This is a genomic window from Bradyrhizobium liaoningense (assembly GCF_018130955.1).
Lineage (GTDB): Bacteria > Pseudomonadota > Alphaproteobacteria > Rhizobiales > Xanthobacteraceae > Bradyrhizobium > Bradyrhizobium liaoningense_C.
In genome coordinates this window covers 96,424-114,862 of sequence record NZ_JAFCJM010000013.1, presented here as the reverse complement: position 1 = coordinate 114,862, position 18,439 = coordinate 96,424, and the positions used below count along the sequence as shown (strand labels likewise).

At 64.1% G+C, this 18,439-nt stretch carries 20 protein-coding genes; 12 read left to right on the top strand and 8 right to left on the bottom strand.

The features are described from left to right. Positions 1–78 precede the first annotated feature (78 nt). Positions 79–378, top strand: coding sequence for a copper-binding protein (locus JQ632_RS13710; RefSeq protein WP_212402857.1), 300 nt, complete (start codon positions 79–81; stop codon positions 376–378). Between the two features lie 34 nt (positions 379–412). On the opposite strand, the gene JQ632_RS13705 is transcribed toward JQ632_RS13710, so the two are convergent. Further along, the gene (locus JQ632_RS13705) at positions 413–967 is read right to left on the bottom strand and encodes a PQQ-dependent catabolism-associated CXXCW motif protein (protein ID WP_212402856.1); all 555 of its coding nucleotides are present in this window, start codon (positions 965–967) and stop codon (positions 413–415) included. 9 nt (positions 968–976) lie between these two features. After that, positions 977–1,861 (bottom strand): substrate-binding domain-containing protein, encoded by an 885-nt coding sequence (locus JQ632_RS13700; RefSeq protein WP_212402855.1) that lies wholly within the window; start codon positions 1,859–1,861, stop codon positions 977–979. A 129-nt stretch (positions 1,862–1,990) separates the two neighbouring features. On the opposite strand from JQ632_RS13700, the gene JQ632_RS13695 reads away from it, so the two are divergent. Together JQ632_RS13695 and JQ632_RS13690 are read left to right on the top strand one after the other, a co-directional pair. After that, a complete protein-coding gene (locus JQ632_RS13695) occupies positions 1,991–2,917 on the top strand; it encodes a quinoprotein relay system zinc metallohydrolase 2 (protein ID WP_212402854.1) in 927 nt (308 codons plus the stop codon). Between the two features lie 47 nt (positions 2,918–2,964). Continuing rightward, positions 2,965–3,786: a quinoprotein dehydrogenase-associated SoxYZ-like carrier gene (locus JQ632_RS13690; protein WP_212402853.1), complete on the top strand. Its 822-nt coding sequence runs from the start codon at positions 2,965–2,967 to the stop codon at positions 3,784–3,786. 178 nt (positions 3,787–3,964) lie between these two features. Here JQ632_RS13690 and JQ632_RS13685 read toward each other — a convergent pair whose 3' ends face one another. Continuing rightward, a complete protein-coding gene (locus JQ632_RS13685) occupies positions 3,965–4,324 on the bottom strand; it encodes a hypothetical protein (protein ID WP_212402852.1) in 360 nt (119 codons plus the stop codon). An 86-nt stretch (positions 4,325–4,410) separates the two neighbouring features. Here JQ632_RS13685 and JQ632_RS13680 point away from each other — a divergent pair, with 86 nt between their 5' ends. From JQ632_RS13680 to JQ632_RS13660, 5 genes are read left to right on the top strand one after another with little or no spacing between them, the layout of a single operon-like run. After that, positions 4,411–5,391 carry an ABC transporter substrate-binding protein gene (locus JQ632_RS13680; protein WP_212402851.1) on the top strand — a complete coding sequence of 327 codons (981 nt, stop codon included), beginning with the start codon at positions 4,411–4,413 and terminating at the stop codon, positions 5,389–5,391. 1 nt (position 5,392) lies between these two features. Next, positions 5,393–6,130 carry an ABC transporter permease subunit gene (locus JQ632_RS13675; RefSeq protein ID WP_212402850.1) on the top strand — a complete coding sequence of 246 codons (738 nt, stop codon included), beginning with the start codon at positions 5,393–5,395 and terminating at the stop codon, positions 6,128–6,130. Next, positions 6,120–6,848 (top strand): ABC transporter ATP-binding protein, encoded by a 729-nt coding sequence (locus JQ632_RS13670; protein WP_212402849.1) that lies wholly within the window; start codon positions 6,120–6,122, stop codon positions 6,846–6,848. Before JQ632_RS13675 ends, JQ632_RS13670 begins: the two co-directional genes overlap by 11 nt. A gap of 47 nt (positions 6,849–6,895) precedes the next feature. Next, entirely contained in the window at positions 6,896–7,690 is a 795-nt protein-coding gene (locus JQ632_RS13665; RefSeq protein WP_212402848.1) for a pentapeptide repeat-containing protein, read from the top strand. Between the two features lie 27 nt (positions 7,691–7,717). Further along, entirely contained in the window at positions 7,718–8,065 is a 348-nt protein-coding gene (locus tag JQ632_RS13660; RefSeq protein WP_212402847.1) for a hypothetical protein, read from the top strand. A gap of 11 nt (positions 8,066–8,076) precedes the next feature. On the opposite strand, the gene JQ632_RS13655 is transcribed toward JQ632_RS13660, so the two are convergent. From JQ632_RS13655 to JQ632_RS13640, 4 genes are all read right to left on the bottom strand, one after another. Then, a complete protein-coding gene (locus JQ632_RS13655) occupies positions 8,077–8,286 on the bottom strand; it encodes a hypothetical protein (RefSeq protein WP_212402846.1) in 210 nt (69 codons plus the stop codon). Between the two features lie 110 nt (positions 8,287–8,396). Next, positions 8,397–9,275, bottom strand: coding sequence for a hypothetical protein (locus JQ632_RS13650; RefSeq protein WP_212402845.1), 879 nt, complete (start codon positions 9,273–9,275; stop codon positions 8,397–8,399). Positions 9,276–9,512: 237 nt separating this feature from the next. After that, positions 9,513–9,593 (bottom strand): pyrroloquinoline quinone precursor peptide PqqA, encoded by an 81-nt coding sequence (pqqA, locus tag JQ632_RS13645; RefSeq protein ID WP_212402915.1) that lies wholly within the window; start codon positions 9,591–9,593, stop codon positions 9,513–9,515. Between the two features lie 175 nt (positions 9,594–9,768). Further along, the gene (locus JQ632_RS13640; RefSeq protein ID WP_212402844.1) at positions 9,769–10,173 is read right to left on the bottom strand and encodes an EF-hand domain-containing protein; all 405 of its coding nucleotides are present in this window, start codon (positions 10,171–10,173) and stop codon (positions 9,769–9,771) included. Positions 10,174–10,609: 436 nt separating this feature from the next. Between JQ632_RS13640 and JQ632_RS13635 the strand changes: the two genes are divergently transcribed. Genes JQ632_RS13635 through JQ632_RS13625 form a run of 3 tightly spaced genes read left to right on the top strand, consistent with a single transcriptional unit; the run spans position 10,610 to position 13,585 of the window. Continuing rightward, positions 10,610–12,274: a methanol/ethanol family PQQ-dependent dehydrogenase gene (locus tag JQ632_RS13635; RefSeq protein WP_212402843.1), complete on the top strand. Its 1,665-nt coding sequence runs from the start codon at positions 10,610–10,612 to the stop codon at positions 12,272–12,274. Positions 12,275–12,287: 13 nt separating this feature from the next. Beyond that, positions 12,288–12,656, top strand: coding sequence for a cytochrome c (locus JQ632_RS13630; RefSeq protein ID WP_212402842.1), 369 nt, complete (start codon positions 12,288–12,290; stop codon positions 12,654–12,656). Next, entirely contained in the window at positions 12,653–13,585 is a 933-nt protein-coding gene (locus JQ632_RS13625; protein WP_212402841.1) for an ABC transporter substrate-binding protein, read from the top strand. Before JQ632_RS13630 ends, JQ632_RS13625 begins: the two co-directional genes overlap by 4 nt. Here JQ632_RS13625 and JQ632_RS13620 read toward each other — a convergent pair. Beyond that, positions 13,582–14,901 carry a solute carrier family 23 protein gene (locus JQ632_RS13620; protein WP_212402840.1) on the bottom strand — a complete coding sequence of 440 codons (1,320 nt, stop codon included), beginning with the start codon at positions 14,899–14,901 and terminating at the stop codon, positions 13,582–13,584. The two genes, JQ632_RS13625 and JQ632_RS13620, sit on opposite strands and share 4 nt — an antisense overlap. Before the next feature lie 305 nt (positions 14,902–15,206). Here JQ632_RS13620 and JQ632_RS13615 point away from each other — a divergent pair, with 305 nt between their 5' ends. Then, positions 15,207–18,275: an ABC transporter substrate-binding protein gene (locus JQ632_RS13615; RefSeq protein WP_212402839.1), complete on the top strand. Its 3,069-nt coding sequence runs from the start codon at positions 15,207–15,209 to the stop codon at positions 18,273–18,275. Positions 18,276–18,439 lie beyond the last annotated feature (164 nt).

The window sequence follows — 18,439 nt, the reverse complement described above, 5'->3', positions numbered from 1 at the left end:
TTGGCCGGCGCTATCTGCCGGAACCAAATCGATCTAGGATGTCTTGTCGAAGTGAATCCTAGATGTCGGGAGGCCTCGATGGGAACCAGACAATTGATCTTCGCAGGCGCTGCCGCCATGGGGATGCTTGCATCCAGCGCATTCGCCGCTGACGACATGACCGGCATGGTCACGAGGATCGACCGGCTCAACAGCACCATCTCGATCCAGCAGATGCAGAGCGGCACGGTCGGCGCGAGCGGCGGCGGCGCGGTGCAGGAGTTCAAGGCCAAGGACGCCGGCATGCTGGAACCCGTTCACGTCGGCGACCGCGTGAGCTACTCCGCCACCGAGGCCGGCGGCACGAAGACCATCACCAAGCTGCAGAAGGCCAAGTGACGGCTGATCATGCGACCGCCGATCATGTAATGGCCTAATCCGGCCGCGGCTCGGGCTGCGCCTCTGCCGTCATCAACTTGGCGCGCTCCCAGCCGTCGGTGCCGTCGGGATACCAGGCGACGTTGGCATAGCCATAGGCCAGCGCACGCTTGGCGGCGTTCCACGACATCCAGCAATCGGCGAGGCAGTAGATCACCAGAAGCGCCGACTTGCTGCCGCGCGAGGCACGCTCGAGGCCGCGACGAAAATAATCGTCCATCGCCGGCGGCAGCGTGCCGTAGCCGGTATCGGGCAGCCAGATGCTGCCGGGAATGTCGAAGCGCGGCGCATCGCGCCAGACCGTGCCGGCGGGCAGGTTCTTTGGTTTCGGCGGGCGCGGCATCACGTCGATGAACGCGCCGCCCTTCTCGCGCCAGATGGTCTCCGCCTCCGCCGTGGTCAGCACGCGCGCGCCTTCCAGCGTCGCCGGCACCGGCGCGCGGTAATTGTCGGTGCGATAGCCCTCCGGCTCGAACGGCTCCTGCTGCTGCGCCATCGCCGGCACAGCGAGCGCGGCGGCTACGAGCACAGCGGCAAGATGTCGCCTCATCCTATCGTCTCATGGCGCCTTCCCGGCGGTCTCAGCACCGATCGGCTGGTCCTTCTCGTCGAGCAGCGGCACGCCGTATTCGAGCAGGATCTTGTTGATCGCGCCTTGATTCTCCTGGATCAAACGGTTGAGCTGCCGCTTCCAGTTCTGGTCCGCGGGACGCACACCCATGCCGATGCGGTAGATCAGCTTCGGTCCGCTGGTCTCCTTGACCAGCGGCGTGACGTGCAGCGGCTGTTCCTGCTTCTTGGCGTAGTAGCCGGCCATCGGCCCCCACAGCACGCCGGCATCGATCGTGCCGGCGACGAGATCCTTGATCATCGCGTCCGCTGAATTGTCAAAACGCGTGTCGATCATCAGCGGATAGGGTTTTGCGTCGCCCATCAAGCCCGCCAGCGCCATGTTAGTCGCCGGCGGGGTGCCGGCGACAATGCCGATATGCTTGCCCTTGAGCCGCGCATCCTCCAGCGTGTCGACGTCCTCGAGGCCACTGCCGGGCTTGGCGACCAGCGCGTAGGACGTGCGGTAATAGGGATTGGTGCCCTGCACGAGGTCGTCGCCTTGCGGAAATCCCATGATGACGTCGCAACGATGCGCGCCGAGCGTCATGCGCACGAAGCCGGTCGCCTGCGGGAAGAACACGTAATCGAGCTTCTTCTGAAGTTTTTCCGCGAGAAATTCCGCGAGCTTGTTCTCAAAGCCTTCGCTCTTTTCGTTGGAGAAAGGCAGGTTGCGCGGATCGGCGCAGACGCGCAGCACCTTGGGATCGACGAGCTCGAAGGAGAGATCGCCGGTGTCGCTGGTCTGCCCGCGCGCGACATCATCAGCGACGAATGCGGTCACCGTCACCAACAGCAAGAACAACCAGCGACGATGTCGTCCGGCCTCCGTCATCGTGCTTCCTCCTCAATTCCATTGAATGCTATCCACGGATGTGAGCCTGCATCCATGGTTTGCCAAGCTTGGTGTTGGCTTCGCGTTGCTGCAGTGCAATGCCGCGAATTGAGGAACTGAGGCGGAAAAGTGGCCCATCTCGCTTCAAAAATCACTGGCATCACCCTGCTGGGGCTCGCGACGCTAGCATGCGCCAAGGCGAGCGAATTGCCTGTGAGCGAAGTAGCCCCGGGAATCTTCGTGCACGCTGGGTCAATTCAACTGATGACCCGCGAGAATGAAGGGGCCATCGCCAATGTCGGCTTCATCGTCGGCGACAGCGCCGTCGCCGTCATCGATACCGGCGGCAGTTTACGCGAGGGCGAGGCGCTGCTGGCCGCCGTGCGGGCGCGGACCGACAAGCCGATCCGCTATGTCATCAACACCCACGGCCATCCCGACCATGTTTTTGGCAACGCAGCCTTTGCCGGCCGAGGCACGATCTTCGTCGGACACAGCAAGCTGCCGGCCGCGCTGGCCACACGCGGGCCGTTCTATCTGGACAATTTCCGCCGGATCATGGGCGAAGCGCTGATCGATCCCGTCAAGATCGTGCCGCCGACGCTGCTCGTCACCGACAGCGTGACGCTCGATCTGGGATCGCGCAGCCTCATCCTGCGGGCATGGCCCGCCGCGCACAGCGACAACGACCTGACGGTGCTGGACGCGACCACGGGGACGCTGTTTGGCGGCGATCTCGTCTTCCTCGGTCATATCCCCGTGATGGACGGCAGCCTTCGCGGCTGGCTGAAGGTGCTCGCCGATCTCGGCACCCTGCCCGCGCGCCGCGTGGTTCCCGGTCACGGTCCCGTGAGCGATTTTCCGGCTAGCCTGGCCGATGAACGGCGCTATCTCGAAACCTTGCTCGCCGACGTCCGCGCGCTCAACGAGAAGGGCGCGCCGATCAAGGTGGCTGCGGACAAGGCCGGCTCGTCGGAGCGGTCGCACTGGCAATTGTTCGATGACTACAACGCCCGCAACGCAACCGCAGCATTTTCGGAAATTGAATGGGAGTAACGGTCACGCTACGCTGCCGTCTGCTTCGTCCGCGCGAGACTGCGATCATGATTGGACATTCGCTGCGCCTTCCCCTTGTGGCCACACTGTTGGGCCTTGCGCTGGCGATGCCCGCGCGCGCCGACGAGGCCTATGATCCCTGGCCCGGACTCGTTCAGGACATTTTTGGCAACCGTCCGATGAACGACGGCAGCGAGATCATCGGCATCGAGATGCCGTATCGCGCCGAGGATGCCGCGATCGTGCCGGTCACGCTGCGCACGAAGCTTTCGCCTGGAGACTCGCGCCGCGTGCGCGCGATCACGCTGGTGATCGATCGCAACCCGGCGCCGATGGCGGCCAAATTCGAGCTCGGGCCGGATGCCAATGTCACGGAGATTTCCACGCGCGTGCGGGTCAACAATTATACCGACGTCCACGCGGTGGCCGAGCTCAGCGACGGCCAGCTCTATGTCAGCAAGACTTATGTGAAGGCCTCCGGCGGTTGCTCGGCGCCGGCGGGCAAGAATGCCGAAGAGGCAAAAAACCGGCTCGGCCAGATGCGTTACCGGCAATTCGCACGCGCGGACGAAGCGCCGGCAAGCCGGATCCGCGAGGCCCAGATCATGGTCGGCCATCCCAACAATTCCGGGCTGCAGATGGACCAGGTGACGCAGCTCTATATCCCGGCCTTCTTCGTCAACCAGTTGCGGCTGACCCAGGACGACAGCCCCGTGCTTGCCATGGAAGGCGGCATCTCGATCTCGGAGGATCCCAATCTCCGCTTCACCTACGTCTCCAACGGCGCAAAATATTTCCGCGCGGAGGCAAAGGATACGGATGGACATGTGTTCCGGAGCGAGTGGGCGATCGAGAAGCCAGGGACGTGATCGACGCGTGCGCTGCTTTCCCTCTCCCCCTGTGGAAGAGGGTGGCTCGCCGCGTAGCGGCGAGACGGGTGAGGGGTCTGCTTCAGCACACTCCTCTCGCACCGAAATTCGCCGATAGAGACCCCTCATCCGGCGCTTCGCGCCACCTTCTCCCACAAGGGGAGAAGGAAGAAAGTAATCAAAAACACCGCACCTCGGCCTCGGCCTGCGCGCGGCGGAGATCGTTCACGGCGGTATTCGCCTGCTCGGAGGTGCGGAACTGGACGCCGAGGTTTCCGCGTACCTGCGACATGCTGAGTGCGGTTTCAGCGGTAACGTAGCGCTCATAGGGCACGATCGAGGCAACAACGTCGATGGAGCAGGAACATTGCTCGATCGACTGCCGGGATTCACCGTTGGCCTTCATACAACCATAGACGTATTCGGCCCGCGCCGCGGTCGGATAATCATTGGCCTCGTCGGCCCGCACCGGGACCGCTGTCGCGGCCAAGACAGCCAATGCGGCGACAATCGGTCGTAGCTGCAATGCCGAGATCATGGCCGTCCTCCCGCTGGTTGCGACGGAAACTATGCTATGCGTATGGTGACGACAAGAACAGCTTCGAGGGAACGGCGCAAAGGGTAATGGGACATCTTGCTCGCACATTGACGGCATCGATCGCGCTCGCGTTATCGCTGTTCGCGCTGCCCTGCGGCGCGGAGACGATCCGCCTTGCGGTGCAGAAAACCGGAACATTCTCCTGGGAGCTTGCCGCGATCCGCGAGAACGGGCTGGACAAGGCGGCCAATTTGTCGCTCGAGGTCACGGAGCTTGCGAGCACCGAGGCCGGCAAGATCGCGATGCGCGCCGGCAGTGCCGACGTCATGCTGTCGGACTGGCTGTGGGTGTCGCGCGAGCGCGCGCTCGGCGCCAAGCTGACCTTCTATCCCTATTCCAGCGCACTCGGCGCCGTGATGGTGCCGGCCAATTCCCCGATCAAGACGCTCAGTGACCTCAAGGGCCGCAAGCTCGCCGTCGCCGGCGGAGCGATCGACAAGAGCTGGCTATTGCTGCAGGCGCGGATGAAGCAGGATGGCATCGACTTGAAATCGGAGGCGACCATCGTCTATGGCGCCCCGCCTCTGCTCGCCGCCAAGGCGCTGGACGGCGAAATGGATGCGAGCCTCAATTTCTGGAATTTCTGCGCCCAGCTCGAGGCCAAGGGTTTTCGCCGCGTCGCCGGCATCGAGGACATCATGCCAAAGCTCGGCGCCAAGGGGGCGGTGGCCGCGGTCGGCTACGTCTTCGACGAGGACTGGGCGGCCAAGAACCGCGACGTCGTGGCGCGCTTCATCGCGATGACGCGCAAGGCCAAGGAGCTGCTCGCAACATCCGATACCGCGTGGGACAAGATCGCGCCGCTGACCGGCACCGCCGATCCGGCGGTGCTGCAGACCTATCGCACCCGCTATCGCGAGGGCATTCCGCGCCGGACGATCGCCGACGAGGAGGCCGACGCGCGCGTGCTCTATCGCGTGCTCGCCGAGATCGGCGGCCGCGACCTGGTCGGGCCGGCGGCGGAGCTCGATCCCGGCACCTTCTATCGTGCCGCGCCCGGAGACTGAGGTGCTGCGTCTCCTCTCGTTTGCCCTGTTCCTGGCGATCTGGTGGATCGCCGCGCTGTTCGTCGGCGGCGCAAAACTGCCGTCACCACCGGCCGTGCTGAATGTAATGCTGGCGGAGGCCGCGTCCGGCGCGCTGTTTCTGCATCTCGGCGCGACGCTGGCGCGCGTCATCCTCGCCTTCGTGCTGGCGATGTCGCTCGGCAGCGCCATCGGCTATCTGATGGGACGGAACAGGCTCGCCGACCGGCTCGGCGATCCCTGGCTGATCCTGCTGCTCAACCTGCCGGCGCTGGTCGTGATCGTGCTCGCCTATATCTGGGCCGGATTGACCGAAGCCGCGGCGATCGCCGCGATCGCCATCAACAAGCTGCCGACCGCTGTCGTCACCTTGCGCGAGGGCACCCGAGCGCTCGACAGCGCGCTCGACGAGATGGCAACCGTATTCGCGATACCCCGCTGGCGCGCCTTCCGCCATGTCGTGCTGCCGCAGCTTGCGCCCTATATCGCGGCCGCCGCGCGCTCCGGTCTGTCGCTGGTGTGGAAGATCGTGCTGGTCGCCGAACTCTTGGGACGCCCGAACGGGGTCGGCTTCGAGATCGGCGTCGCCTTCCAGCTCTTCGACACGCCGCGGCTGCTCGCCTACTCCCTGACCTTCGCAGCGGTCGTGCTCGTGATCGAAACGGCACTGGTGCAGCCGTTCGAGGCCCGCGCAACAAGGTGGCGGCCCCGTGCGGCTTGAAGTCGACATCACCGGCAAGGCGTTCAAGAACGCGGCGGGCGACACGCAGGACGTGCTTGCACCGATCAAGCTCTCGCTTGTGAGCGGAGAGGTCGGCGTGCTTGTCGGTCCCTCCGGATGCGGCAAAAGCACGATGCTGCGGATCATCCTCGGGCTCGATCCGGATTTTGAAGGCGCGGTGGTGCGCCCGCCAGACGCGCGGATCGGCATGGTGTTCCAGGAGCCGCGGCTGTTGCCCTGGCGTTCGGTCGAGCAGAACGTGCGGCTGGCGGCGCCCGATGCCAGCGACGCAAAACTGGCGGAGCTGTTCAAGATTCTGGAGCTGGAGGCGCATCGCAGCCACTTTCCCGGCGAGCTCTCGCTTGGGCTCGCCCGCCGTGTGGCGCTGGCCCGCGCCTTCGCCGTCGAGCCGGACATTCTGGTGCTTGACGAACCCCTGGCCTCGCTCGACGACGCGCTCGCCGCGCGCCTGCGCGAGGAGATCGCGACGCTGGTTGCGAGCCGGCCGGTGCTGACGCTGCTGGTCACCCACAGCCTGGACGACGCGGTGCGTCTCGGCGACCGCCTGTTCTTCCTGTCGCCGCGCCCGGCGCGTATTCTGGCCGAGGTGCCGATCACCGTGCCGCGCGCGGCGCGTGGCGACGCCGAAATTGCCGCGATCAAGGCCGGTCTGGCGCGGCGGACACAAGGCGCGCACGCCGCGCGGGATGTCTCATAGGCATTGGCTGCGCGCGCGTGCTAGACAGGCCGGCGGCGGAGTGTTCGATGATGCGAACGATCAGCCTAGCAACCCTTGGCTTCGCACTCGCCGCGTACGCTGTGAGCGCGCAGGACATGATGCGCGACGTCGACCTCACCTCGCCTGCGATGGTTTCGGCCGAAATGAGCCGGCAGGACGTCGAGGCCATCATCGCCAAGGCAACCGCCGCCGCGCCGGCCGATTTCACCGGCAAGCGCCTCTCGGGCCTCGACCTCTCCGGGCTCGATCTGTCCAACGCGGTCTTTCGCGCAGCACGGCTCAACAAGACGAAGCTTGCGGGCGCAAAACTCGATCGTGCGGTCCTCGATCAGGCCTGGCTGCTGGACGCCGATCTCACCGGCGCGAGCCTGAAGGGCGCCAATCTGTTCGCCTCGCAAATGGCCCGCGCGCGGCTCGACGGCGCCGACCTGAGCGGGGCGCGCATCGCCGCCGACCTCACCGGCGCGAGCCTCGCCGGCGCATCGATCGCGGGCGCCAGCCTCGGCGCCGACATGCGCAACCAATCGATGGGCCTGATGCGCGCCGTGCTGCGGTCCACCAATCTGGAGCGGCTGAACGCGCGCAATGCCGATCTGTCGCGCGTCGATCTCGAATTCGCGGTGCTCAGGGCGGCCGACCTGAGCGGTGCCTCGCTGAAGAATGCGCAGCTCGGCGGGGCTGATCTGACCGGCGCAACGGTCACTGAGGCCGATTTCGACGGCGCTGACCTCGTCTCGACGAAACTGATCGACCCGGTCGGCCTTGACCGCGCCAAAAATTTCGACAAGGCAAAGAACCGCGAGCGCCTCATCACGAAGTGATGGCGCAGCTTTGGGAGGACTTACTTGATGCGCTGGTGTCTGGCTTTGATCGTGGCGGTGGCATTTGCGGGCGAAGCGGCCGCGCAAACCAAGGGCAAGGGCATAAGGCTCTGGAACCTGACCTCGGAAACCATTTCCGGCTTCCAGCTCTCGCCGGCGGGCAAGACCGACTGGGGAGCGAACCAGACCCTGAACGACAAGGACAAGGAGGTCGACCACGACGAGCGGCTGCGCATCACCGGCGTCGAGCCCGGCCGCTACGATGCCAAGGTCGGCTATCCCAACGGGCGCCAGTGCATGGTGCGCGACATCGAGATCAAGGCCGATGCGGTGTTCTCGATCGCCGACAAGGATTTGAAGGACTGCAAGAAATAGCGCGGTGCGCCTTACGCCTTGTCGTTCGGGTGCGGATATTCGCAGCGCCAGCGGACCGCCTGCCACTTCGGATGCTCTCCGACCCATTGCGCGATGTAGGGCGGCGCCGCCATCACGCACTGCCGCGGCGAGCCCGCAAAGTTGAACACCAGATGCTGCTCCTCGCAGGTCGCAGGCGAGAGCACAGCGCAGACGGTCACAATCAGGTCAATCGGATTCATGGGCCAAATTCCTGGAACTGCAGTGAAGAGATAACATAAAAGGCTTACGCGGCGAGCAGCCGGAAGTTTCAAGACGCCGTGAGAACGCGCCGGGAACCGAGGCTAACCGGCTAGAAATTGACGCCGAACACCACGCGCGCCTGGTGGCGTTCGAAATTGACGAGGTCGAGATTGGCACCGGAGCCGGCCGGGCGGCCCCAGGCCTGCATGCTCCAGCTCAGCGTCAGGCGCGAGCGTTCGGAGAGCTGGAAATAGGCGGTGGGACCGACGAACAGGGCCTGGCCCGCAAACTCGCCAAGCCCGATGCCCTCATACTGCCGGAAGTAGCGCGCCTCGGCGCCGAGCAGGATGTCGGGACGGACCCGCACCATGCCGGCGAAAGCCGCACCAACGGTCGAGCTCTTTTCCGACAGACCGGTCGCCTCGAAGCGGCTCCACTCCGGTTGATAGAACAGGTTGAGTGCGCTGATGACGTAGTTCGGAACGAGCTCACGGTCGAAAGCCAGCGTGAAATCGGTGCCGTAGCTCCGCCCCTTCGCTGCCGTTGTCTCGTCGATGCGGTCGCCGTGGAATTCGGCGGCAATGGTCATGCCGAACGGCGCAGCCGCGCGGTCGAGCAGGCGGTAGCGCAGGTCGAGCGAAAAACCCTGGAAGTTCAACTGGCGGCGGTCGTCGATGTCGGGAACGCCCCGGATGTCATGCGCCGTGGCGCTCGCGCCGGCCTCGATCCGGAAGTTCGGCACTGGCACGAGCTCGATTTCCATTTCCTGCCCGACGGCGCGATAGGTGCCGCCATTCTTGCCGAAGCGGCCCGTGGTCTGGCTCTGGAATTCGCGCTCGCCGACATTGCCGACGTCGGTGCCGATCATGAAGCCGAAAATGTGCTCGGTGTCGAAACCGCCGTCGCGCTCGTCGGCCGGCGCGCAAGATGGCGCCAGCGCGACGCCGCACGCGATCACGATGCCGAAGCCGAATCCCCGTCCCTGCATTCCCGCTCCCAAGCGCGCGCCGCAACGGACGCGGCAACAGCACTGACCAAGCGGCAGCGTAACACAGTGCAGGAATGGAGGGTTGAGATTTTGGATCGCGATCGCCGATGTCCGCTCAATTGTAACTCGGCGTCGACATGACGTGGAGGAATGCCGCGATCAATTCGAATGGCTAGACACTGCCGCGGCTTCAACAGCTTTCGCCATTGAAGCCGCAGCAGGTCTCAAGGCACGTTCTTACTTGCGCGCAGCGCAGGCGTACATGTTGATTTCCATGCCCACCGGCACTTCCACGATCTTCGGAGCTTTCCAAGACATACGGGGTCTCCCAAGTCTCTATTGAGCGCGACATCGCGCCCGGCGAAACCTAGGGCTGCGTGACGCACAGCGCAAGCCTGGAATCAGCGGTCGAACGGCTCTCGCGTCAATTCTTCGCGGCTCTATTTCACTCTCGGGCAAAACGTGTTCGCTCTCGGTCAAACGCGACGCACAATCACTTCAACAACCTTAACAGCGCCTGGCCTGCGCGCGACTTCAGCTCCTTCGCATCAAGCGTTCCATCCTTGTCGGGATTCGCGGCGTTGAAGCGCTGCTCGACGACGGCGAGATATTCATCGAGCGTGAGCGTGCCGTCCTTGTCGGGATCGGCGGCGGCAAGCTCCTTGGCCGTCAGGCGGCCGCGCAATTCGCGCGCATCGAGCGTGCCGTCGCGATCCGGATCGAGCTTTGCGAACAGGGCCGATGCGGCCTTCTTCACCTCGGCGAGATCGAGCGTGCCGTCATTGTCGGTGTCGAACATCTTGATGGCGTTGCGCGGCGCCGCGTGAGCCGGCGCGCAAAGCAGGGGAACGGCGAGTGCGAGCGAGATGACGAAGGCAACGGATCGGCGCGAGATCATCACAACCTCCTTGAGACTAGTCGGGATCGAAGCACTTCCATAAATCGCCAACGGAACTAAGGTTCGCGAATCTAGGCCGAACGGTTTGCCGTGCAAGATCCGACGGATGGGAACGGCACACCTTGTTCGATATCCGACCGGCCTACAACCGCTCCGCGCATCATCCATTGCGCGCATTTTCCGAAAACTGCGTGTCCGCAGTGCGGGACGTTCATGTTGCTGACAACGCAATTGCAGCAATCTTCACGCGGCGGAATTTGACAGCGCGGCCATGTCGCGTGCGTCGGTTTCCTCGACGTAACCGGTGGCCGAGCGACGGGACATTCGACGTCCAACAAATCAGCACGCACGTTTAGACTTTCGTATTGACGGGTTTTGCATTCCAGCGGAGTGTTGCAACCGCAGCGTCAAAAGGCGCGCATATTGGGAGGAACGGATGAAACGCTTTGCGATGGCCGCGAGCCTCGTCATACTTGCATCTCAGGGCGTCAGCGCCCAAACCACCGAACAACTCAATAAGGGCGCGACCGACACGTCGAACGTGCTCAACTACGGCATGGGCTACAATCTTCAGCGCTTCTCCACGCTGAATCAGATCAACAAGGACACCGTCAAGAATCTCGTTCCGGTCTGGAACTACAGCTTCAACGACGATCGCAGCGAAGAATCGCAGCCGCTGGTCTACCAGGGCGTGATCTACGTGACGTCCCATAACGCGACGATGGCGGTCGACGCCAAGACCGGCAAGCAGATCTGGAAGACCAAGGTCGAATATCCCGCCGAGACGCCGCGCATCGTCTGCTGCGGCATCATCAATCGCGGCGCCGCGCTGTTCGACGGCAAGGTGTTCCGCACCACGCTCGACGCCAACGTGATCGCGCTCGATGCCAAGACCGGCAAGGAGCTGTGGCGTCAAAAGGCCGCCGACATCAAGGAGGGCTACTCGATGACGGTCGCGCCGCTTGTCGCGGACGGCGTCGTCATCACCGGCATCTCCGGCGCCGAATTCGGCACCCGCGGCTTCATCGACGGCTGGGATCCGGCGACGGGCAAGCATCTGTGGCGGACCCACTCGATCCCCACCCCAGACGAGCCGGGCGGCGACACCTGGAAGGGCGACACCTGGAAGCTCGGCGGCGGTTCGACCTGGATCACCGGGTCGTACGATCCGGAGCTGAACACGGTCTATTGGGGCATCGGCAACCCGGGCCCGTTCAATTCGGCGGTGCGTCCGGGCGACAACCTCTACACCTGCTCCGTGATCGCGATGGATCCGAAGAGCGGCAAGATCAAGTGGCACTACCAGTTCTCGCCGAACAACCCATTCGACTATGACTCGGTCGCCGAAATGGTCCTCGCCGACATGAACGTGGAGGGCAAGCCGACCAAGGTGCTGATGGATGCCAACCGCAACGGCTTCTTCTATGTGCTCGATCGCACCAACGGGAAGCTGCTCGCGGCCAATCCTTACGTGAAGGTTAACTGGGCCACCGGCATCGACATGAAGACCGGCCGTCCGATCGAGACTGACGTCAGCAAGGACGCGCGCGAAGGCAAGAAGGTCACGGTCTATCCGTCGATCCTCGGCGGCAAGAACTGGGAGCCGATGTCCTTCAACCCGCAGACTGGGCTGGCCTACGCCAACACGCTCAACTTCGGCGGCAAGTACAAGGCCGAGCCCGTCACCTTCAAGCAGGGTGAATGGTATCTCGGCATGGACCTGACCGATCCGTGGCAGTTCGACGACGGACCGCGCGGCCACCTCAAGGCCATCGACCCCATGACCGGCAAGTCGAAGTGGGAACAGCCGAGCGACATTCCGCGCTTCTCGGGCGTGCTGTCGACCGCCGGCGGCGTCGTGTTCTCGGGTCAACTCACCGGCGAGTTCGAGGCGTTCGATGCCGACACCGGCAAGAAGCTCTGGCAGTTCCAGACCGGCTCGGGCATCGAGGGACAACCGGTGACCTGGCAACAGGACGGCGTGCAGTACGTGGCCGTGACAAGCGGCTATGGCGGCGTCTACTCGCTGTTCTCCGGAGACGAGCGGCTCGCCAAGGTGCCGCCCGGCGGCTCGCTCTGGGTTTTCGCGGTCAAGCAGTAACCCAGGGTCAGACGTGCTGAAAGAAGTCATTGGCAAGACGGCGGCGATCCTCGCCGCCGTCGCGGTGCTGGCGGTCGCGCCTTTGGCGACCGTCCGTGCCGCGGACGAACAGAACGGCAATCCGGTCCAGAATCCGGTCCAAGCGCAGATCGACCACGGCAAGACCACCTATGCCGAGAAGTGCTCGCACTGCCACGGGCCCAACATGATGAATTCCGGCACCATCACGCCGGACTTGCGCGCCTTCCCCGACGACAAGACGCGCTTCGTCACCACGGTCAAGCAGGGCAAGAACAACAAGATGCCGCCCTGGGCCGACATTTTGAGCGAAGACGAGATCACCAACCTCTGGGCCTTCGTCTCGAGCCGGAGACGGCCATGAGAGGTTGGTTCTCAGCCTGGGTGCTTTCGGGTCTCTTCTCCATGATCGCGGGCGCCGCTCTTGCGTCGGATGCGCCGCCGCTCAGAGTCTGCCTCGATGAGGATCGCCCGCCGCTGTCAGCGCATCGGAAGGGCAAGCCCGACGCGGGCTTCGACGTGGCGTTGGCGCAGGCGATTGCGGACAAGCTTGGCCGGCCTCTGAAGATTCAATGGTTCGAGACCAAGCTGGACGAGGAAGCGAGCCCTCAACTCGAAGCCAATGCGCTGTTGTCCGACGGGCGCTGTTCGCTGGTCGGCGGCTATGCGCTGACGAAGGATTCGCTGGTCGTGCCCGGCATGAAGACGGCGCGGATGCCCGATTTCGAGGGCGCGACGCGCGAGGACCGGCGCCGCCGCGTCGAACTCGGCGTGCTGGTGCCGAGCAAGCCTTACGTCTATTCGCCGATGACGGTGGTGCTCGGGCCCAAAGCGCACGACCGCAAGATCAACGAGATCGGCGACCTCGCGGGCCTGCGGCTCGCGATCGAAAGCGGATCGCTGGGCGATGCCATCCTCATGACCTTCGACAAGGGCCGGCTGATCGATGGCATCACGCATCTGGTGCCCGGCCGCGACGATCTGCTCGGTGCGCTCAACCGCGGCGACTTCGACGCCACGCTGCTTGACCTCGGCCGCTTCGACGCCCACCGCGCCGCGCATCCCGACACCGCGATATCTGCCTCCGGCTACTACTATCCGATCGGCGCCAATCGCGGCTATGTCGGGCTTGCCTCGGATCCGGCCCTGATCGAAGCCGTGAACAAGGCGCTGACGGAGCTTGCCGCTGAGGGCAAGATCGCCGAGTTCGGCAAGCAGGCGGGGCTGACCTACCTGCCGCCGCGCGAGCCCGCGATCCTCGGCGACGTCTGGACAAAGATCATCCAGCGCTAGGCCTGGTCCCTGGCGTTGGCGGCGCGCAGGATCTGATAGAGGATGATGGCGCCGAAGGTTGCGGTGCCGATGCCGCCCATCGCAAAGTCGCTGAACTTGAACGTGAGGTCGCCGGCGCCGGCGGTGAGCGCCACCGCGACCGTGATCAGGTTGCGCGGATCGGAGAAGTCGACCTTGTTCTCGACCCAGATCCGGCCGGCCATGGCGGCGATCAATCCGAACACGACGATCGACAGGCCGCCGAGCACGGCGCCCGGGATCGACAGGATGAGCGCGCCGAACTTTGGCGAGAAGCCCAGCAGTACCGAGGCAGAGGCTGCGACGACGAACAGCAGCGTCGAATAGACTTTGGTTGCCGCCATCACGCCGATGTTCTCGGCATAGGTGGTGACGCCGGTGCCGCCGCCGAAGGCAGATATGATTGTGGCGACGCTGTCGCCGAGGAAAGCGCGGCCGAGCAGGCCGTCGAGGCTCCTGCCCGTCATGGCACCGATGGCTTTGATGTGGCCGAGGTTCTCCGCAACCAGGATGATAGCGACCGGCGCGATCAAGATGATCGCGTCGGCGCGAAACACCGGCGTCTCGAATTTCGGCAGGCCGATCCAGGGTGCCCCGGCGAGCGGCGCGAAATCGATCGGCTTGCCCCAGCCAAGACCGTTGGCGAGCAACAGATACAGGATATAGCCGCCGACGGCGCCGAGGATGATCGGCAGCCTGCGCCAGAGGCCGCGCGCCGCCACCGCGACCAGGCCGATCATCAGCACGACGGCGAGCCCGATCCAGGTGTCGAACTGGCTGCCGCTCACCGCCTTGACCGCGACGGGCGCGAGGTTGAGACCGATGACGCCGACCACCGCCCCCGTCACGACCGGCGGCATCAGGTGCTCGATCCATCCCACCCCGGCCCGCATGACGATCAGGGAGATGATTCCATAGAGCACGCCGGCCGCGACGATGCCGCCGAGCGCAACGGGCAGGTTCGGATTGGGCCCCTGCCCGGAATAGCCGGTGACGGCGATGACCACGGCGATGAAGGAGAAGCTCGAGCCGAGATAGCTCGGCACGCGCCCGCCGACGATCACGAAGAAGATCAGCGTCCCGATGCCGGAGAACAGCAAGGCGACGTTGGGATCGAACCCCATCAGCAGCGGCGCGATGATCGTGGCACCCGACATGGCGACGCCGTGCTGCAAGCCCGACACCAGGGTCTGGCCCCAGGGTAGCCGTTCATCGGGCATGATCACGCCCGTCGTCTTCAGCGTCCAGCGGGGGAAATAGGTTTCGCTGCGTCCGTCAGGTCCTGTGGCCGTCGGCATGATTTTCCCCCAAAGGCGCGCTTGCATGCCGATTGTCTGACAATGCAATCGGTTTCGCAAATCCTGCGGCGCACGTCGTGGGCGCGCCGGCCCGGTTTTGGACCTTGATTCAGATCAACCTTTGCCGAACCTCGGCCCATAGCGTGCCAGCGCAACCCCGGGGTCACGGCGCCTGACCCCATGCCGTCTGCCGACGTCGAGAGGACCCTTTCTTGCTCGCCCGCGAGACCTGGACAAAGACCGCAACAAGGCTTGCGGTTCTTGCGACGCTCCTCTTGCCGGGACCGGCTCAGGCTTTGGAAAAAGTGTCCCTGCAACTCAAATGGCTGCATCAGTTTCAATTTGCCGGATACTACGTCGCGCTCGAGAAGGGGTTCTATCGGGACGCGGGGATCGACGTTGACATCCGCAGCGGAGGTCCCGGCATCGACGCTATGGTCGACGTCGCCGCCGGCAAGGCGGATTTCGGCGTCTGCATGACCGGCGTCCTGTTGCCGCGGCCTGGCCAGGCGAAGATCGTTGTGCTTGGCGTGATCTTTCAGCATTCCGCCGCAAATATCCTCGTGCCTAGCCGGGCGCGGATCAACGCCGTGCCCGAACTGAAGGGCCGGCGGCTGATGGACGCCTCCGGAAGCGACGATCTCGCCGCGATGCTGAAGCAGCAGGGCGTGGACTATGCGGCACTCCCGCGCGTCGAGCACACCGGCAATCCACTCGACCTGGTGGCCGGAAAGGCCGACGCCATGGTGTCGTACGTGACCAACGAGCCGTTCGTCCTGGAACAGAACCGCGTCCCCTATCGATCCTTCACGCCCCGAACCTTCGGCTTCGACTTCTACGGCGACAATCTCTGCACCACTGAAGCGCTGTCGCGGCGCAAGCCCGCGATGGTGCAGGCGTTCCTCGCAGCGAGCCTGAAGGGGTGGGAGTATGCCCTCGCCAACAAGCAGGAAGCGGTCGATATCATCCTGCGCGGCTATCCCGTCATCAAATCGCGCGATGCGCTGGTCTTCGAGGCTGTACGCACGGAAGCGCTGATCGAACCGGATCTCATCCCGCTCGGCAGCCAGACGCCGGAGCGATGGGCCGCCATCGCCCGTATCTACCAGGATCTCGGCATGCTGCCGAAAGGCAAGCTGCCAGCTCCGCCCACCTACGAGACATCCGGGGACAGGGTTCTCCACTGGTTGAAGCAGGCTGCGATCGGGGCCGTGCTTCTGCTGGCCGGTGCTGGCGCCTTCCTGCTCTACCGCAAGGCCAACCGGACCATCGTGAGCCAGTTCCGCCTGAGCTATTTGATGGCGGGGCTGTTTGTCTGCCTCAGCATTCCGATACTGATCTTCATCCTCGTCTTCAACCACCAGAAGAACAGCGAAGCGATCGTTACGATCCTGCAGGAGCAAATCGCGAAATCGCGCTCCGCGACCATTGAAAGCATCGAGAACCTGATGCGCGGCGTCGGAGGTGTCCTGGGGCTGCTCGCGGAGTCGGCGGCTGCGCAGCCCTCCTTCTTCAGGACGGAAGGCAGCCGGGATGCGCTCTATCGGGTTTTGACCTCATCGACCCAGATCGATGCCGCCTATGTGAGCTTCGAGGACGGCTATCATCGAGTCGTGACCCGGGTCGACGAGGACCGTAAGCGCTCAGATCCGCAAATTCCCATCGGGGCGAACTGGCATTCGAGCTATATCGAGGCTTTCTCGGCTGGGCTCTCACGCAGCCGGCACCGTACCTTCTTCGATGTCTGGCCGAACATCATCGGCCGCTACAGCGCGCCGACGACGCTCGACATCCGCGCCCTGCCCGGCTACGCGGCCGCAAGGGACTCGCACGCGCTCTACGTCACCCCGCCGTCGATCAACCCCGATACCGGCTATCCCATTATCTCGGCGCGCTACCCGATCTACACCATTGACGGCGAGTTTCTCGGCTGCGCCTCGGTGAACATCACTTTCGACGTGTTGTCACGCTATCTGTCGACGCAGCGGCCGAGCCGGCACAGCGTCACCATGATTGCCGATCCAAACGACGGGAGGATCGTCGCCTCATCCGAGCGTGAGAACGCTGTCAAATTCGTCGGCGGCACGCCGCAAATCGCTACGCTTTCGACCGTCGACAACGCCGACGTTCGGGAAGCCTACCGGCGGCATGTCGAGACCAACAGGGACAACTTTGTCTTCAGCTCGCCAGGGAACGGTCGCGAGCTGAGCGCGTCATTCGCGCGCTTTCCCGAGACGTTCGGCAGCCCCTGGCAATCGGTAATCCTGACACCGACCGACGACTTCGTGGGTCAGCTTCGCGAAACCAACCAGAAGATCGTCCTGACCATCGTCACGCTGACGGCGATCGAACTGGCGTTCATTTTCCTGATCGCGCGGCGGTTGACGCGCCCGCTGGAAAAGGTCACCCGGGAGCTCGAAGCGATCGAGGATCTGACCTTCCGGGAAAGCCACGATCCGTCATCGAAGATCAAGGAGATCGCCCAGCTCCAGACGGCAGCGACACTGCTGCGCAGCTCGCTCCAGTCATTCGCCTCGTTTGCGCCCGTCGAGGTCGTCAAGGGCCTGGTCAAGTCGGGAATCCCGTTGACGCTCGGCGTCGAGAAGCGGCCGCTGACAGTGTTCTTCTCGGACATCGAGGCCTTCTCCACTCATGCCGAGCACTCAGATCCCGATCAACTGCTCCGGCAGATGTCGACCTATTTCGACATCGTGTCGAAAGCCGTTGCCGATGAGAGTGGCACCGTGGACAAATTCATCGGCGACGGCGTGATGGCTTTCTGGGGCGCACCGCTCGAACTGCCCGACCATGCCTTGCGCGCCTGCCGCGGGGCGCTTCGCGCCGTCCACCGCCTGCGCGTCGCGAACGAAACGCAGTGCTCAGCCGGGCATTCGGCGTTCCGGATGCGGATCGGCCTGAACACGGGCGACGCTTTGGTCGGAAATGTCGGCTCGACCGAGCGGTTCAGCTACACGGCCATGGGTGATACCGTAAATGTCGCCTCGCGGCTGGAAGGCGTGAACAAGCAGTTCGGAACGACAATCTGCGTGAGCGAGACGGTGGTCAACGCAGTCGAGCCGCAGATCCTCGTCAGGCCGCTGCGCCGCATTGCCGTGAAGGGGCGCGAGCAACGCTTCATGATCTACGAACTGCTCGGCGTGAGGGATAGCGATGATCCGGAATTGAAGGCGGCCCCCCACGCCCTGGAATTGAGCAAACTGACGGAAGCTGCGTCCGCCTTATTTGAAGCCGACCGCCATCGCGAAGCGGCGAACGCCTATCGCCACATACTCGGCCGCCATCCTGACGATCCCGTTGCGAAGGCAATGCTCGACCTGCCCGAATTGGCTGCCAGAAGAGTGGGCGTGCCCTGAACAATCGGCATTGGACCCTGTCTGGTCGATTCATGCCGGGGGGCCTTGCGTTCACCAACATGAACGCCTGGCCGAGCGATCGACATAGCCGGCGGCCCCGCGCCGCCCTTCCGCCTGCCGGAGCCGTCGTATATGAGAGATTTGCCCCCAAAAATGCCGCATGA

Coding starts and splice junctions, on each gene's coding strand:
- JQ632_RS13690 (WP_212402853.1), top strand. CDS start 2,965: ATGATTGGACATTCGCTGCGCCTTCCCCTTGTGGCCACACTGTTGGGC.
- JQ632_RS13680 (WP_212402851.1), top strand. CDS start 4,411: ATGGGACATCTTGCTCGCACATTGACGGCATCGATCGCGCTCGCGTTA.
- JQ632_RS13685 (WP_212402852.1), bottom strand. CDS start 4,324: ATGATCTCGGCATTGCAGCTACGACCGATTGTCGCCGCATTGGCTGTC.
- JQ632_RS13700 (WP_212402855.1), bottom strand. CDS start 1,861: ATGACGGAGGCCGGACGACATCGTCGCTGGTTGTTCTTGCTGTTGGTG.
- JQ632_RS13635 (WP_212402843.1), top strand. CDS start 10,610: ATGAAACGCTTTGCGATGGCCGCGAGCCTCGTCATACTTGCATCTCAG.
- JQ632_RS13655 (WP_212402846.1), bottom strand. CDS start 8,286: ATGAATCCGATTGACCTGATTGTGACCGTCTGCGCTGTGCTCTCGCCT.
- JQ632_RS13665 (WP_212402848.1), top strand. CDS start 6,896: ATGATGCGAACGATCAGCCTAGCAACCCTTGGCTTCGCACTCGCCGCG.
- JQ632_RS13705 (WP_212402856.1), bottom strand. CDS start 967: ATGAGGCGACATCTTGCCGCTGTGCTCGTAGCCGCCGCGCTCGCTGTG.
- JQ632_RS13710 (WP_212402857.1), top strand. CDS start 79: ATGGGAACCAGACAATTGATCTTCGCAGGCGCTGCCGCCATGGGGATG.
- JQ632_RS13640 (WP_212402844.1), bottom strand. CDS start 10,173: ATGATCTCGCGCCGATCCGTTGCCTTCGTCATCTCGCTCGCACTCGCC.
- JQ632_RS13620 (WP_212402840.1), bottom strand. CDS start 14,901: ATGCCGACGGCCACAGGACCTGACGGACGCAGCGAAACCTATTTCCCC.
- JQ632_RS13650 (WP_212402845.1), bottom strand. CDS start 9,275: ATGCAGGGACGGGGATTCGGCTTCGGCATCGTGATCGCGTGCGGCGTC.
- pqqA (WP_212402915.1), bottom strand. CDS start 9,593: ATGTCTTGGAAAGCTCCGAAGATCGTGGAAGTGCCGGTGGGCATGGAA.
- JQ632_RS13660 (WP_212402847.1), top strand. CDS start 7,718: ATGCGCTGGTGTCTGGCTTTGATCGTGGCGGTGGCATTTGCGGGCGAA.
- JQ632_RS13625 (WP_212402841.1), top strand. CDS start 12,653: ATGAGAGGTTGGTTCTCAGCCTGGGTGCTTTCGGGTCTCTTCTCCATG.